Genomic DNA, 15,395 nt, shown 5'->3' on the forward strand with positions numbered 1-15,395 from the left:
CCACCGGAGCCACCTTGTCGAACTCCCACCGCCCCGCACGACCCGCGCGCCGCGTCCCGCTGCTGCCGGGCCTGGTCCTGATCGCCATCGTGGCGGCGGTCACCGTGGGGGCGTGGCTCCAGTTCGGGGAACGCCAGGCCCTGGACACGGTGTACACGGCGGGGCGCGCCGACCGGGACCGCGTCGACATCGACGCCACGATCCAGCGCGTCGACGCCGCGGGCCGCGAGATGACCTTGCGCGTCCTGGTCACCCCCCGGGGCGCCCTGGCCGAGGCCGACGGGGTCTCCCCCACCGAGGACCTCACCGTCCTGACGTCCACGGCCACCCGGGGCGACCTCACCTTCAAGGCCCACCAGCGCATCGCCACGACGGACGTGCCGGTGGCCCTGACGGGCGGCTCGATCACGGACTACCCCTTCGACACCTACGGGGCGGACGTCGAGTTCGGTGCGGTGCTCGGCGGCGAGAAGGTCCCGGTCCGCGTGACGCTCTCCAACAACGACGTCCTCTTCTCGGCGACGGTCGACGCCTCGACGACGCAGGGCATCGCGGTCCTCGACATCGGCCTGGCCCGGTCCAACAGCGTCTTCGTCTTCGCCGTCTTCATGATGCTCGCCATGTGGGCGCTCGCCGTCTCGGTCCTGATCGGCGGCTGGTACCTGGTCACCCGACGCAAGGGCCTGACCTGGCCCGCCCTCGGCTGGATGGCCGCGACCCTCTTCGCGCTGGCCGCCTTCCGCAACACGGCCCCGGGCTCCCCGCCCATCGGCTGCCTGCTCGACTACATCGCGTTCCTCTGGGCGGAGACGGTCATCGCGTTCTGCCTCATCACGGTGGTCATCACCGGCATCCGCGCCGAACCCCGGGCGACGACGCCCACGGACGCCCCCTAGGGGCGCCTGGTGCGCAGCACGGGCCCCGTTCCCGGCGACGGCTCGCTCGTCGCCACGTCCCCGGCCGTGGTCAGCCACCGCGGCCGGGCGGCTCCGGTCCGGCGCCGTCGCCGGACCACCGACGGCATCCGGACCGGGACGGCCTGACCCGCCCCGACGGCCGTGGTCGGTGAGGTCCGCTCAACGGTGCCGTGCCGGGTCCACCGCCTCGCCCCCGCGCGGCTCACGGCACGGGCCGGGCTCGGGGTGGAGCGGGCGTAGCAGGAGATCGTGGGGTGCGCCCCGCCCCACGGACCGACCCGCGGCCGAAGCGGCGGCCGGACCGGCGGCGCCGGACCCCGTGAAGTGCGCTCCCGGCCCCCCTGCCTCGCCGTCCGGATCGGGGTGCGGCTGCAGCCAGCCGCGGATGGCGGCCTGGACACCGGCCTGGAAGCGGGTGTCGGCGCCGAGTTCCTCCAGCATGCGGGTGATCCGCCGGCGCGCGGTGTGCACGTGCACCCCGAGCCGGCGGGCGATGGTCTCGTCCTTCAGACCGGACGCGAGCAGCCCGAGCAGTTCCCGCTGGTCCGCGACGAGCGGACTGCCAGGGCTGCCCACGGGGGTGGCGCGCGCCCACAGGGACTCGAACAGGGGCAGCGCGGCCCGGTGCACCAGGGAGTCGCCGAACACCAGGGCCGCCCCGTCGACTCCCCCGGCTCCGTCCACCCCGTCGGCTCCGTCGTCGATGTCGGGTTGCGGGGGCAGCAGGCAGGTACGCCGGTCCACGAGGACCAGGCCTGTGGGCAGGCGCCGGCCGATCCGGGCCTGGAGGCCGAGTCCGGTGAGGGCGATCAGCTCCTTCGCCCGGTCCGGGAAGTCGGTGCCCCGCCGGTCGGTGACGGTCCGTACGACGACGCCGCGCGCCAGCAGGTGGCGTATGCGGTCCCAGCCGATCGCCCCCACCGCCCCGGCGGCCCCGACCGCACCGGCCCCGGCCTCCTCCCGTCCGGGAGCCTCCGGTGCTCTTTCGGTGCGGTCGAGGATCAGCACCTCCGTCTCCGCGGTGTCGAGCAGGGTGTCGAGGCGGGCCCGGGCCGCTTCGGTGCCGGTGAGGATCTCGATGCCGGCCGGCGCGTCGGGGGGTGGCGCGGGCTGCGGCGGAAGCCGGTGGGCCAGCCGGTCGGCGTAGGAGCGCAGGGAGTTGAGGTCGGCCGACTCCTGGTGCAGGAGGGCTTGCCTGCGCTGGATGAGTACGCGCAGCACGGAGGCCGGATCGGCGGCCGTGTGCGTCACCGGCCGGCTGTCTTCCTGCGTGCGGGCCGGGGTCCTGTCGTGCGGGTCGGTTTCGATCATGCCGGGGATTTTGACCGCCTTCACAGAGCCCCCACAAGTGTGCATGGCCACTTCTGAGGGGGTCCCGGCTCTGGTCGGGAGCCGTCCGCGCCGCTTGCATGGCGGCAACTCACAGCAACGCATCAGGCACTCATGGTTGAGGAGACCCCTTGCCCGAGCTCAGCGCAGGTTCTACGGCATCCACCCCTGCCGCACGACAGATATGGCGGAAAGACCTCCGCTCCGCCGGAGCGATCGCGGTTCTGCTGGCCGCCGCAATGACCTTGCAGGCGTCGCCGGCCTGGGCCGCGGACCCCGGCCCCTCGAACGCGTTACCCGGCCAGGACACCGCGACCCCGGTGCTCGTCGAGGGCATACGGGAGCCCGTGGACGCCAAGGCCGCCCCGGCCGACGCGGCACGGCAGCACCTCGCCGCGAACAAGGGCCGCTACAAGATCCCCCGGGCGGGCAGCGACCTCGTCCCCCTGGCGGCGACGGCCACCGGGTCCGAGGACGAGACGGTCCGGCTGCAGCAGAAGCACCGCGGTGTCCCCGTCCTGGGCGGCCAGTACGTCGTGCGCATGCAGAAGCAGGACGGCAAGCGCGTGGTCACCGGCACCTCGGGGCACTACTTCACCGCCCTCAGCACCGGCGTGACCCCGCAGGTGGCGGAGGACGTCGCGGTCCGCCGCGCGGTGGCCGCCACGGCCCGCCGGCTGGGAGCGGCTCTCGACAAGGGCCAGGCACCGCGGTCCGAGTCCGGTGATCCGGCGGCCACCGGCATGACCGGTGAGGCCAAGGGGCTCGTCGTCCTGCCCAAGGGGGCCGGTGTCCTCGCCTACCGCGTCACCGTGCGCGGCACCGCGCCCGGCACCGGGGCACCGGTCGTGGACGAGGTGTACGTGGACGCCCGCTCGGGCTACTCGGCGCTCCAGTACAGCGCGCTGAAGACGATGGCGGCCCCGGCGGCCTCGGCGGCCGGTGAGTTCGCCGAGAGCCCGACGGCGGACGGCCCGCCGGCCGCTCCCGCGAACCTGGTCCCGGAAACCGGGTCCGGGGCCCGGCTGAGCGGCGCCGCGGCTTCGCTGGACATCGCCTACGACCCGGCGGCCGGCAGCTACCTCCTCGCGGACGCGGGCCGTATGCGCACCACGAGCAAGAGCCTGCTGTCCACGTGGGACGCCCGTGGCAAGTCGGTGTCGGAGACCTCGGGCAGGTGGCCCTCCGGCATCACGATGTTCTCCTCCCCGAACACCTCCTTCGGCGCGGCGGCGACGGACTCGGGAGCCGTGGACGCCCACTGGAACGCGGGCCAGGTCTACGACTTCTACAAGAAGAACTTCGGGCGCGACAGCCTCGACGGGAACGGCGGGACCGTCAACTCCCTGGTCGGCGTGACGTACTACGGCCAGCCGTACGCCAACGCGTTCTGGGACGGCACCAAGATGGTCTACGGCATCGGGGACAAGGAGTTCAAGCCGATGTCGGCCGACACGGACGTCGTCGGCCACGAGATGACCCACGGCGTCATCGAGCACACGGCGAACCTGGTCTACGCGGGCCAGTCCGGCGCCCTGAACGAGGCCCTGGCCGACTACTTCGGCAACGCGATCGACGTCACCGCGAACGGGACGCCGATGGGCGATCCGACCGCCGGCCTGATCGGCGAGGACCTGTGCCGCACGAAGGCGGCCGCCGACTGCGCCCTGCGCGACCTCAACGACGGGGCGACCACCTCGAAGAGTTTCCTGGGCGTGTCGTTCGCCACCGACAACGGCGGCGTGCACCTGAACTCGACGATCTTCTCCGGCGCGTTGTGGGACATGCGCGAGGACCTGGGCGGCGCCCTGGCGGACAAGATCGTGTACAAGGCGGTCACCGAGTACATGACGCCGATCGACGGGTTCACCGAGGCCCGGGGCGCGGTGCTCGCGGCGGCCAAGGCACTGGGCGCGACCGCCGGCCAGCAGAACGCGGTCAAGCGGTCGTTCAACGCCCACGGCATCGTCCCCGGCTGGGAGCAGGCCCTCGGCGTCGACACCGACACCCTCTTCGGCAAGCTGAACACCACCGACTCCGGAGTGGGTGCGGGCGGCGGCTGGTGGACGGCCTCCAAGTCCGACGACGACGGCTCCGAGCCCTACTCGGTGTACGCCGGCCGCCTGGACGGCAAGGGCGCCCCGAAGGTGATCAGCCCCAACGACGGCCGCTACCACACCGCCCCGGCGACGGACGGCAAGACCGTGGTGTGGACGGCGTACGGCCCGACCTCGGTCGACGTCCTCTCCCGCCCCGTGGCGGGCGGCCCGATCAAGACCCTGTACAGCTCCGTGACCGGCGTCGCGGGCCTGCGGGTGGAGAAGAGCACGGTCGTGTTCGAGGAGTACGACATCCTCGGCGGCCGGCACGTCGGCTACCTGCGCCCCACCGACAAGGCCCCGGTCTTCACCGACGGGAAGAGGTGGAACACGCTGACCGCGCTCCCCTCCATCGGTGACAACAAGATCGCCTACGCGAAGCTCTACCCGGAGGCCGGTTCCTACCGGCTGGGCGTGGAGGTCGTCGACCTCGCCACCGGCAAGGCGGTCATGACGGAGCAGCTCGACGAGCCGGTGAGCCTCGGCCAGACCGGTATCAACGGCAAGAACGTGTTCTGGCTGGCCGACACCGACGAGAGCGACGGCGGTCTGACGTCGGTCATCAGCTCCGGCCTGGACGGCCGCGGCGCCTTCATCGTCAGCAGCGAGCACAAGCCGGGCGCCTTCATCGCCTCCGACCTGACGGTCTCGCAGGACGCGCTGACCCTCGTCGCCCAGACGCCCGACACGCGCTACCGCAACGAGACACTGCCCAAGCTGTGGCAGCTGACCACCGACGGCTCCCGCCGCGAACGGGTCTCCTGCAACCGCGGTGAGCAGAGCTACCCGGCGGCGGGCGCGGGCCGCCAGGTCACCTGGCTGGACGCGACCACCGGCTCCACCGACCTGGTGGTCCGGGAGCGACCGGCCGGCACCTGCTGATCCCTCCCGACGAGCGACGGGGCCGACGGCGCAGCCGTCGGCCCCGTCCGCGTGCCCGCTCGCGGCGGCCCCGTACCGGGAGCGCCCCGATCAGTCGGCGGCCCGACGCCTGCCCCGTAGGCGGCGCGGGTACGGGAAGAGCCGCGGCGACCGCTTGGCGGCCACGTCCTCGATCCACCCGAAGGTCAGCACCAGCAGGCCGAGCAACGGGATCGCCACCAGCAGCGTGAACCATTGGCTGGCCAACAGCCACTGGAAGTGCGCGTAGACGAAGGGGACGCTCCAGAGCGGGTCGATCAACGGGACGGCGGCCACCAGTGCGACCTGGTGCCAGAGGTAGAAGCTGACGGCGCGTGCGTTGAGCAGGCCGACCAGGCCGTTCCAGCGTTCCAGCGGCCTGGGCCACCGCTCCCAGGCCGGGCTGACGTGAAGCAGGACGGCGACGAAGCCGAAGGACCACAGGGCCTGGGCGATCGGCCAGGCCTCGATGTCGGTCACCACGGTCGGATCGACCGGACGGGTCTGCAGGTACCAGAAGCCGGCCACCATGATCAGCGGCGCGACGGACGGCAGTACGTACTGCGGGATCTTCTTGAGGAGCCCCTCCTGGTGGGCCATGCCGAGGATCCAGCAGGCGCCGAAGGTGGCGAAGTCGTTGGCGGTCTCCCAGAGCCGGCCGTAGACGAATTCCTGGTCGGCGAAGAACGCGTTCATGACGATCACCGTCGCCAGGGGGGCGGCGAGCGTCAGCACCGGGAATCGTCGCAGCGCCCGAAGCAGCAGTGGCGAGAGCAGGACGTACCAGAGGTACGCCCGGAGGTACCAGAGCGGGACGATGATCTGCGCGGCCCAGCTGTGTTCCACGAACGGGAAGCCGGACAGCTCGTCCGCGTACGGCGGGGTGCTCAGCGGCAGGATCCAGAAGGACAGCTCGGCCCACCACCACGTGGGGTGGCCCTCGGACCGGGGGCCCCAGCCCGCGTGGATCTGGAGCGCGATCATGACGGCGCCGAACAGCCACATCGGCGGCAGCAGTCGGCGAAGTCGGCCGCGGATCACGCCGGCGGCGGGCCGGCCGAGCGAGCGAGCCATCAGCGATCCCGCCAGGGCGAACATCACGCCCATCGACGGGAAGACGAGCGGCAACCAGAACCAGCCGAAGTTGTGGTAAAGCACCACACGGCCCAGGGCCAGCGCGCGCAGCAGGTCGAGGTAGCGGTCCCGGCCGCCCGTACGTGCGGACGGCGCCGCGACTTGCGGCTCCTGCTCGGCGCGCAGAGCGGCGGGGATCCGCAGTCGGACGGTGTCCTGGGAACGCCCGAGGTCGAGGGAGGCGGTCACGGTCGGGCCTCCACCGGCACGGCGACCTCGCCGGTGCGCCGGAGCTTCTGCCAGCGCAGTCGTCCCCCGGTCATCGCCGTGATCGCGGACTGCAACAGGACGACGTACATCAGCTGCCGGTAGGCCAGTTGCTGGATCGGCAGGCTGATCAGATGCCAGGGCTTCTCGTGGTCGAGCCGGAAGGCGTACCAGGACAGTGCGGCTTGGAGCAGGATGAAGCCGCCCCAGCTGGTGAGGGTGATCGGGGCGTCCCCGAACAGCACGCCGTACAGCAGGAACATGTCGACGAGCGGTGCCAGCAACGGGGCGACCACGCCGAAGAGCACGATGAGCGGCAGTCCGAGCCGGCCGAAGCGCCCGGCCGGGCCACGGGAGGTCACGGCGCCGCGGTGCTTCCACATCGCCTGCATGCTGCCGTAGCTCCAGCGGTAGCGCTGGGACCAGAGCTGCTGGAGGCTTGCGGGAGCCTCGGTCCAGGCTCGGGCCCGCTCCGCGTAGACGATCCGCCAGCCGGCGCAGAGCACCGCGATGGTGATGTCGGTGTCCTCGGCGAGGGTGTCGTCGCTCATCCCGCCGACCCGCCGCAGGGCCTCCTTACGGAAGGCGCCGACGGCTCCGGGGATGGTGGGGATGACGCCCAGCATGTCGTACATCCGGCGGTCCAGGTTGTGGCCGAGGACGTACTCGATGTGCTGCCAGGCCCCGATCAGGCTGTCGCGGTTGCCGACCTTGGCGTTGCCCGCGACCGCGCCGATCGCCGGGTCGGCGAAAGGCTGGACCAGTTCGCGCACGGTGGACGGCTCGAAGACGGTGTCGCCGTCCATCATCACGATGATGTCGTGCGAGGCGGCGGCGATCCCGGTGTTGAGCGCGCTGGACTTACCGCCGTTGCCCTGGCGGATCAGCCGGACGAACGGCAGGTCCATCTCCTCGACGATGTCCGCGGTCCCGTCCGTGGAACCGTCGTCGATGACGATCACCTCTATCGGATGGTCACTGACGGCGAGGGAGCGCAGGGTGTTGGCTATGCACTCGCGTTCGTTGTAGGCGGGGACCAGTACGGTGACCCGCTCGGTCACCGGTGGTCCCCAGGCGTCCCGCCTTTTGGACCGGCGGGCGTGGATCGGAGCGAGTACGAGCATCAGGGCGAAGCGGCCGAAGTTGAGGAAGCCGACGAGGGCCAGCAGCCAGACCAGCACCGGCAGGGTGTGCACGGCGACCTGGGTGGCCCAGATGAATCCCTTGCCCGCCCACAGCTGGAATCCCTCCACCGGCACGGTCGCGCCGGAGGCCCCGAGTGCGTCGGAGATGGTCGTGAAGCGGTAGCCCTCGGCCTGCAGTTTGTCGATGATCTGCACGAGTGCGGCCAGGGTCTGGGTGCGGTCGCCACCGGCGTCGTGCAGCAGGATCAACGCGCCGGCACCCGGCTTGGCGGGCATCGCGGCCTTGACGATCGCGTCGACTCCGGGGCGCTTCCAGTCGTCGGTGTCGCGGTCGATGAACGCGGTGAGGTAGCCGCGCGCGCCGACGTACTTGATCACCGGATAGTTCCAGTCGTCCATCGCGGTGGCGTCGGAGGAATACGGCGGACGGAAGAGAGCGGAGTGGACGCCCGCGACGCCCGCCAGCGCCAGCTGCGTCTGCGCGAGCTCCCAACTGATCCGGGCGTGGGACTGGTACACCAGGTCGGGGTGGGTGAAGGTGTGCACGCCGAGTTCATGGCCGCCCGCGACGATCTGCCGAATCAGCTCCGGGTTGCGAGTGGTCATCGCGCCGGTCACGAAGAAGTCCGCCCGGACCTTGCGGGCGGCGAGCACCTCGAGGATCTTCGGAGTCCACTCGGGTGAGGGGCCGTCGTCGAAGCTCAGCACCGCGGTCCGGTCGGGGATGTGGTAGCTCACGGGGTGCTCGTTCCTGGCGCCCCGCGCGTCGATGACAGGGCCGCCCTTGAGCAGGCTCTGCGGCACGGTGTCCTTGTCGACCGAGATCGCGATCCGTGAGTCGTGGAACGCCTCGTTGGTGGCGAGGCCGCGCAGGACGAGGAGCGCGAGCAGGCAGGCCAGCAGGGACAGCGGCATGAAGAAGCGCAGCGGCGGCGCGGCCAGTCGGCGCGGCCTGAGCAGGGACTGCCGGCGGCGCTGGTGGCGGGACAATGACGCTCCTGGAGACGGTGGTGCGGGTGATCAGGGCTGCTTGGCCGGGCGGCCCGAGGGTTTCGCCCCACGCGGCGCGGTGGCGCCGGGCTTCGCCGTCGCCCCCGTCTTCGCCGTCGCCCCCGCATTCGCCGTGGCGACCGCGGTCTTCGACGCGACGGCCGAGTTCTTCGTCCGGGGTGTCGCGGACCCCGCGACCGTCCGCGGTGTGGACGACGTGGTCGACACGGACGACACGCCGGGCGACAGCGACGGCGCGGGGGTGCGTGACGGGACGGGTGTCCGTGAGGGCTGCGCGGGAACGCCCATCGCCGGGGCGTCCGCCTGGACACCGACCAAGCTGCCGGCCATCGCGACCGCCAGGATCGCGCCGACGACGGAAACCGGCCAGCCGATACCTCGCAGCAGGCGGCCACGCGTTCCCGACCGGTCGACGAACACCGGTGCGGGAGCGAACTCCAGGAAGCGCGACCGAGACGTTTCGGGGTCCGCCGGACGCACCGGTCCACGCTGGCTTGAATTGATCGTTTGGCGCACCTTGCGAAGCCTTTCATTGCAGGGCACGTGGATCGCTGGATCGCAGGGCGAACGCTAGTGCATCGAACCGAGGCAACTTGCGGTGCATGATGGCATTTGAGTCGATCTGCACGTGGGTCGTAATCGGATCGAAACTCCAATTGTCGGTACCGACCGGTAGCCCCGGACTGCCGGCCGTCGAGTGCAGAGAGGGGCATATTTCAGCCAAGCCATGTCTCCGGAACCGTGGCGACCGGGGGAGCGCGGTGCCGCCACGGTGGTCGCCGCGGTCCTCGCTCGGAGTCGTAGGATGACGCCCTCATCGGACCGTCCGCCGATCTCCGCGCGCGAGGGCATGTCCGGAAACCGCCTCTACTCCCCCGAGGAGCCCGTGTGAGCCAGCCTCGCCGCAGATCTCGTCGCCGCGCGTGGACCGCGCTCACGCTGCCCGTTCTTCTGTGCGTGCTCGCCGCGTGCTCCGGCGGCCCCGGTGACGATGCCGCCGCGCCCGCCGCCGATGCCTCGCCGACGCCGACCGGGCCGCCGGGAACCCTGTTCGACAACTTCCACTACAGCGGCCCCGACGACCCCTCGCTCGCGGCCCACGGCTGGGAGATCCGTACCGACGGGGGCGGCCCGGGGATCAAGAGCACCTGGTCCACCGAGGGCGCCGGCTTCCCCGCCGACACGACCGCCCAGGGGGGCCGGGTCCTGCAGCTGCGGTCCTCCACCGACGGCACCGCGCGGGGCACCAAGCAGGTCGAGGTGCAGAGCACCGGCGGGAACCTGTTCACGGGGACCTTCGCCGCCCGGGTCCGCTTCAGCGACAAGCCCACGAGCGGCCGCGACGGCGACCACGTCGTCCAGACCTTCTTCCCGATCTCTCCTGCGGACTCCTCGGCCGACTACAGCGAACTCGACTTCGAGTACCTGCCGAACGGCGGCTGGGGTTCGGTCGGTCCGCGACTCGACAACGTCAGCTGGTACAAGGCCGATCCGCCGGATCGGGTCAACCACACGCTCGAGCGGGACCTCGAAGGCTGGCACACCCTGATGATCACCGCCATGGACGGAAAGGTCACGTACTCCCTGGACGGCAAGGAGGTGTTCACCAGCTCCGGCAAGTACGTCCCGCGCGAGAAGATGGACATCCACTTCAGCAACTGGTTCGTCGACCTGCCCTTCACAGGCGATCCGCGCACGTGGGACATGAAGGTCAACTGGGTCTACTACAAGGCCGACGAGGCCGTGTCCCCGGCGGACGTGCAGAAGACGGTGGACGGCTTCTACCGGGACGGCAGCAACCACATCGACACCGTGCCGAAGTCCTGACCGAGCACGTCGCGCCCGGGGCGACGGGCGGGCCGGTCCGTGCGGCCCGGCCGGCCCCGCCCGCTCACACCAGTTCGGGCTGCGCCTCGCGTCGTGGCTGCGGCACCCGCGCTCCCGCGGTGGCCGCGTCCTGCCGTTCCCACAGCCGCGTGGTCCGGACGTAGCCGTAGATCACCGAGCCCATCGCCAGGAGCAGCAGCGGCCCGAACACCCACGGGTACGCGGCCAGCTGCGTCGACAGGTAGCGGTACGAGACGAGGTACGCGACGAACACCGCGAAGCCGTAGCCGGTCAGCAGGACGCCGGGGCGGTCCCAGCCGCGGGCGAGCGAACGCAGGCCCGTCTCGATCGTGACCGTGAAGACCACGCCGGCGATGATGTCCGCGCCGTAGTGGTAGCCGAAGCCCAGCGTGGCGCCGAGCGTGGCGATCAGCCAGAAGGTGCCGGCGTAGCGCAGTGCCCGCGGGGCCTTGCGGGAGTGGATGAAGATCGCGGTGGCCCATGCCGTGTGCAGGCTGGGCATGCAGTTGCGCGGGGTGATCTCGTCGAAGGGCATCGGGCCGGGGGCACCGAGCGGTGGCGGTGTGTTCGGCCAGAGGTCGGCCAGAGCCCACTGTCCGCCGTCGGCGCCGTACGCGAAGATCGGCCCGACCACCGGGAAGATCATGTAGATGCCCGGTCCGAGCAGGCCGATGACCAGGAAGGTGCGCACCAGGTGGTGGCTCGGGAAGCGGCGCAGGGTCGCCACGTGGCGCAGCTGGTACAGCGCGACGGCGACCGCGGCCACCGCGAGCTGGATGTAGACGAACTCCAGGACGCGGAAGCCGACCGGGCCGGTGGCCTCGACGAGCCGGCCCACCACCCACGAGGGGTTGCCCAGGGCGTGGTCGGCGGTCGCCACGTACTGGTCGAGGACCGTCGGGCGGGTCTCGGAGGTGATGAACAGCCAGGTGTAACCGGTCTTGCGGCCGGTCACCAGCAGCAGGGCCAGGCCCACGCCCTTGAGCAGCAGGAGGCGTTCGTTGCCGGTCCGGCGGGTGACCGCGATGACGGCCCAGGCCAAGGTCACCCACAGCGCGCCGGTGCCGAACATCATCTGGGCGCCGACCGCCCACCGTACGAGCCAGAGGACGAGGTCGATGCCGATCGCGGCGGCGAGCCCGATGAACCGCTGCCGCCAGGTGAGCACCACCATCATCAGCGCCATGCTGGCGTACAGCACGGTCCCCGACTTGGGGGCGAAGATCACCTCTCGCGCCTGGGCGGTGATCGGGCCCGGTACGTCGTACCAGCGCGCGGCCAGCTCAAGTGCGACGAGGAATCCGACGGCGATCACGCTCACCACGGCCCAGAGCAGGGCCCGCGGTCGAGGCCGCTCGGCGGGGCTGCTGCCGCCGCCTATTCGAGAGAGAACCCGCGATATCGTTGATGTCAATTTCCGGCCGCTTATCGTGGTCCAACGTGAACATTGTCAGGTCGAACATGTTAACGGAGTGGGCAGGTTTGATTGAGCGTGGGTGCACCGGACGGTTCGCCCGGGTACCTGCCACGGTCGGGGTGACCTGAGCGGAGAATTCCGCTCCGCCGGGTGTCGGCGTCCGACGGGCGTGCGACGGGCGGCCCCCGGACCGGGCTGTACCTTGGGGCGTTCCCCCTCCCCGTACACCCGTCCGACAGGTCTGCTCCCCTTGTCCCACTCCGCCGTTTCCCTCTCCGCGCGAGCGCGCGGCTTCCGCCCGTCCTGGCTTTCGCCGAAGGTGCTGCGCACCGAGGTACTGGGCGGGCTGGTGGTCGCCCTGGCGCTGATCCCGGAGGCGATCTCGTTCTCGATCATCGCCGGGGTGGATCCGGCGATCGGCCTGTTCGCCTCGTTCACCATGGCCGTCACCATCTCCGTCGTCGGCGGGCGGCCCGCGATGATCTCCGCCGCCACCGGTGCGGTGGCCCTGGTGATCGCACCGCTGAACCGGGAACACGGGTTCGGATACCTGGTCGCGGCGGTGATCCTGGCCGGGGTGTTCCAGATGGCGCTCGGCGCGCTGGGCGTGGGTCGGCTGATGCGGTTCATCCCGCGCTCGGTGATGGTCGGCTTCGTGAACTCGCTCGCCATCCTGGTCTTCATGGCCCAGGTGCCGGAGCTGCGGAACGTACCGTGGGCCGTGTATCCGCTGCTGGCGGCCGGACTGGCGCTCCTGGTGCTGTTCCCGAGGATCACCACCGCCGTGCCGGCCCCGCTGGTGGCGATCGTCGCCCTCACGGTGATCACCGTCGCGGCGGGGATCGCGGTACCGACCGTCGGGGACAAGGGCGCGCTGCCCTCCTCGCTCCCGGTGCCCGGGCTGCCCGACGTACCGTTCACGCTCGACACGCTGACCACCGTCGCCCCGTACGCCTTCGCCATGGCACTCGTCGGGCTGATGGAGTCGCTGATGACGGCGAAGCTGGTCGACGAGATCACCGACACCCGGTCCTCCAAGACCCGGGAGGCCGTCGGACAGGGCGTCGCGAACATCGTGACCGGCTTCCTCGGCGGCATGGGTGGCTGCGCGATGATCGGCCAGACCATGATCAACGTGAAGGTCTCCGGCGCCCGGACCCGGCTCTCCACCTTCCTCGCGGGCGTGTTCCTGATGGTGCTGTGCATCGTCTTCGGCCCGGTCGTCTCCGACATCCCGATGGCCGCCCTGGTCGCGGTCATGGTCATGGTCTGCTGCGCGACCTTCGACTGGCGTTCCGTCGCGCCCGCGACGCTCCGGCGGATGCCCGCGGGCGAGATCACCGTCATGGTGCTGACCGTGGTCTGTGTCGTGGCCACCCACAACCTCGCCGTGGGCGTCGTGGCGGGATCCGTCACCGCGGTGGTCGTCTTCGCCAAGCGGGTCGCCACGCTCGCCGACGTCACCGCGGTCACCGACCCGGACGGCGGCCGGGTCGTCTACACCGTCACCGGAGAGCTGTTCTTCGCCTCCTCCAACGAGCTCGTGGGCCGCTTCGACTACGCGGGCGACCCCGCCGAGGTCGTCATCGACCTGTCCGCCGCACACATCTGGGACGCCTCCTCGGTCGCCGCGCTGGACGCGATCGAGCACCGGTACGCGCAGCGCGGCAAGAGCGTCCGGATCACGGGGCTGAACGAGCCCAGCGCCCGTCTGCACCGGACCCTCAGCGGCGAACTCGCCGCCACCGGCTGACCGCGGATCCTCGGGAGGCGCGGGACGGTCCGGCGACGGCGGCGCCCCGCGTCAGTCGCTGATCGCGATCTTGCCGTTGACCGGGACCGGGACCGGCTCCGGGGCGGGCGTCGCCGACCTGCTCGCGGCGAAGCCCTTGAGGAGCTGGGTCAGGTCCACGCCCGTGGTGGAGCCGAGCAGCTCCATGCCCTGGGCGACGTTGTCGGCGACGGTGCGGGACAGCCGGTTCGCGCCGTCGGTGGAGATGACGGTCATCTTGTCGATGGCGGCGAGCGGTTCGGCCGCCTTGGCGACCACCTGCGGGAGCACCTCGACCAGCATCTGGGCCATCGCCGCTTCGCCGTAGCTCTCGAATGCGTCGGCCTTCTTCTGCATCGCCTCGGCCTCGGCCGCGCCCTTGGCCGCGATCGCCGCCGCCTCCGCGTCGCCCTCCAGGCGTACCGCGTCGGCGATGGCCGCACGGCGGGCGCGTTCGGCCTCACCGCGCTTGGCGCCCTCGATGGCCTCGGCCTCGGCGAGGGCGGAGCGGCGCTGCTTCTCGCCCTCACCCGTCAGACGGGCCCGCTCGGCCTCCGCCTGGGCGGCGGCGATGGCGGCGAGGCGCTCGGCCTCGGCCTGCTTCACGCGGGCCACGCGCAGTGCCTCGGCCTCCTGCTCCGCCTGGTAGCGGCGGGCATCGGCCGGCTTGCGGACCTCGGTGTCGAGCTGTCGGTCGGTCAGCGCGGCCTGCCGTTCGGCCACCTTCTCCTGCTCGGCCAGGATCTGCTGCTGCCGGTCGGCGTCGGCCAGCGGGCCGGCGGCGTTCGCCTGGGCCGCGGCGGCGTCGGTCTCGGCCTTGATCTCGGCCTGGCGCAGGTACAGGGTGCGCTGCGCGACCGCGATCTCCTCCTCGGCCTTCAGTCGGGCCTGCTCGGCGGCCCGGCGGGCGTTGGCCTCGGCGATGTCTGCCTCCTGCTTGGCGCGGGCGGCCTCGGGGCGGCCGAGGTCCTCCAGGTAGGAGCCTTCGGTGGTGATGTCCTGGATCTGGAAGGCGTCCAGGACGAGGCCCTGCCCGGAGAGGCTGGCCTCGGCCTCCTCCGCGACCTGCCCGGCGAAGGCGGCCCGGTCGCGGATGATGTCCTCGACCGACATCCGGCCGACGATGGCCCGCAGGGCGCCGGAGAGCACTTCCTGGGTGAAGCCGACGATGCCGTCCTGCTGCTGGAGGAAACGCTGGGCGGCGGCGCGGATGGCGTCCTCGTTGCCGCCGACCTTGACGATCGCCACGCCTTCGAGGTTCGACTTGATGCCGCGCAGCGTGACCGCTCCGCGCACGGCGATCGGGATGTGCCGGCTGGACAGGTCGAGGGTGTAGCGCTGCTGGACGAAGGGCACGACGAACACTCCGCCGCCGACCACGACCTTCTGACCGCTGGTATCGGTGAAGATCTGTCCGGTGGCCGGATCGGTGGACTTCTTGCCGCGTCGGCCCGTGATGAGGAAGGCCTCGCTGGGACCTGCGACCTTGTAGCGGGTGACGACGACCAGCGCGAGCAGGACGAGGAGTACGACCACTCCCACGACCGGAACGACGACTGAACTCATGGTGGATCCCCCCTGCCCGCGCTCACGAGGGCAGATCGATGGTGGATGTGA

General features: G+C 71.3%; 11 protein-coding genes. 6 read left to right on the forward strand and 5 right to left on the reverse strand.

Annotation, left to right across the window (positions count from 1 at the left end):
* Positions 1–14 precede the first annotated feature (14 nt).
* Both ACWG52_RS06035 and ACWG52_RS06040 read left to right on the forward strand, forming a co-directional pair.
* Positions 15–896, forward strand: a complete 882-nt coding sequence (locus ACWG52_RS06035) for a DUF4436 family protein (protein ID WP_389810562.1) — start codon at positions 15–17, stop codon at positions 894–896.
* Positions 897–905: 9 nt separating this feature from the next.
* On the forward strand, positions 906–1,043 hold the full coding sequence (locus ACWG52_RS06040) for a hypothetical protein (protein ID WP_389810565.1): 138 nt from the start codon (positions 906–908) through the stop codon (positions 1,041–1,043).
* A 33-nt stretch (positions 1,044–1,076) separates the two neighbouring features.
* On the opposite strand, the gene ACWG52_RS06045 is transcribed toward ACWG52_RS06040, so the two are convergent.
* Positions 1,077–2,228 carry a helix-turn-helix domain-containing protein gene (locus ACWG52_RS06045; protein ID WP_453128058.1) on the reverse strand — a complete coding sequence of 384 codons (1,152 nt, stop codon included), beginning with the start codon at positions 2,226–2,228 and terminating at the stop codon, positions 1,077–1,079.
* A gap of 257 nt (positions 2,229–2,485) precedes the next feature.
* On the opposite strand from ACWG52_RS06045, the gene ACWG52_RS06050 reads away from it, so the two are divergent.
* Positions 2,486–5,227, forward strand: coding sequence for a M4 family metallopeptidase (locus tag ACWG52_RS06050; protein WP_453128059.1), 2,742 nt, complete (start codon positions 2,486–2,488; stop codon positions 5,225–5,227).
* 90 nt (positions 5,228–5,317) lie between these two features.
* Here ACWG52_RS06050 and ACWG52_RS06055 read toward each other — a convergent pair whose 3' ends face one another.
* Both ACWG52_RS06055 and ACWG52_RS06060 read right to left on the reverse strand, forming a co-directional pair.
* A complete protein-coding gene (locus tag ACWG52_RS06055; protein ID WP_453128060.1) occupies positions 5,318–6,568 on the reverse strand; it encodes an acyltransferase family protein in 1,251 nt (416 codons plus the stop codon).
* Positions 6,565–8,658, reverse strand: a complete 2,094-nt coding sequence (locus ACWG52_RS06060; RefSeq protein WP_390137163.1) for a bifunctional polysaccharide deacetylase/glycosyltransferase family 2 protein — start codon at positions 8,656–8,658, stop codon at positions 6,565–6,567. The genes ACWG52_RS06055 and ACWG52_RS06060 overlap by 4 nt, the downstream gene beginning before the upstream one ends.
* Positions 8,659–8,761: 103 nt before the next feature.
* Here ACWG52_RS06060 and ACWG52_RS06065 point away from each other — a divergent pair, with 103 nt between their 5' ends.
* Positions 8,762–9,316 carry a hypothetical protein gene (locus ACWG52_RS06065; RefSeq protein ID WP_390168789.1) on the forward strand — a complete coding sequence of 185 codons (555 nt, stop codon included), beginning with the start codon at positions 8,762–8,764 and terminating at the stop codon, positions 9,314–9,316.
* Positions 9,317–9,630: 314 nt separating this feature from the next.
* Positions 9,631–10,569: a glycoside hydrolase family 16 protein gene (locus ACWG52_RS06070; protein ID WP_389810575.1), complete on the forward strand. Its 939-nt coding sequence runs from the start codon at positions 9,631–9,633 to the stop codon at positions 10,567–10,569.
* Positions 10,570–10,633: 64 nt separating this feature from the next.
* Here the strand turns inward: ACWG52_RS06070 and ACWG52_RS06075 are convergent, their stop codons facing one another.
* Positions 10,634–11,926, reverse strand: a complete 1,293-nt coding sequence (locus ACWG52_RS06075) for a DUF5933 domain-containing protein (RefSeq protein ID WP_389810734.1) — start codon at positions 11,924–11,926, stop codon at positions 10,634–10,636.
* A 331-nt stretch (positions 11,927–12,257) separates the two neighbouring features.
* Here ACWG52_RS06075 and ACWG52_RS06080 point away from each other — a divergent pair, with 331 nt between their 5' ends.
* Positions 12,258–13,760 carry a SulP family inorganic anion transporter gene (locus ACWG52_RS06080; RefSeq protein ID WP_389810578.1) on the forward strand — a complete coding sequence of 501 codons (1,503 nt, stop codon included), beginning with the start codon at positions 12,258–12,260 and terminating at the stop codon, positions 13,758–13,760.
* A 51-nt stretch (positions 13,761–13,811) separates the two neighbouring features.
* On the opposite strand, the gene ACWG52_RS06085 is transcribed toward ACWG52_RS06080, so the two are convergent.
* A complete protein-coding gene (locus ACWG52_RS06085) occupies positions 13,812–15,344 on the reverse strand; it encodes an SPFH domain-containing protein (RefSeq protein WP_389810581.1) in 1,533 nt (510 codons plus the stop codon).
* Positions 15,345–15,395 lie beyond the last annotated feature (51 nt).

This window comes from Streptomyces sp. CLCI03, from assembly GCF_053615355.1.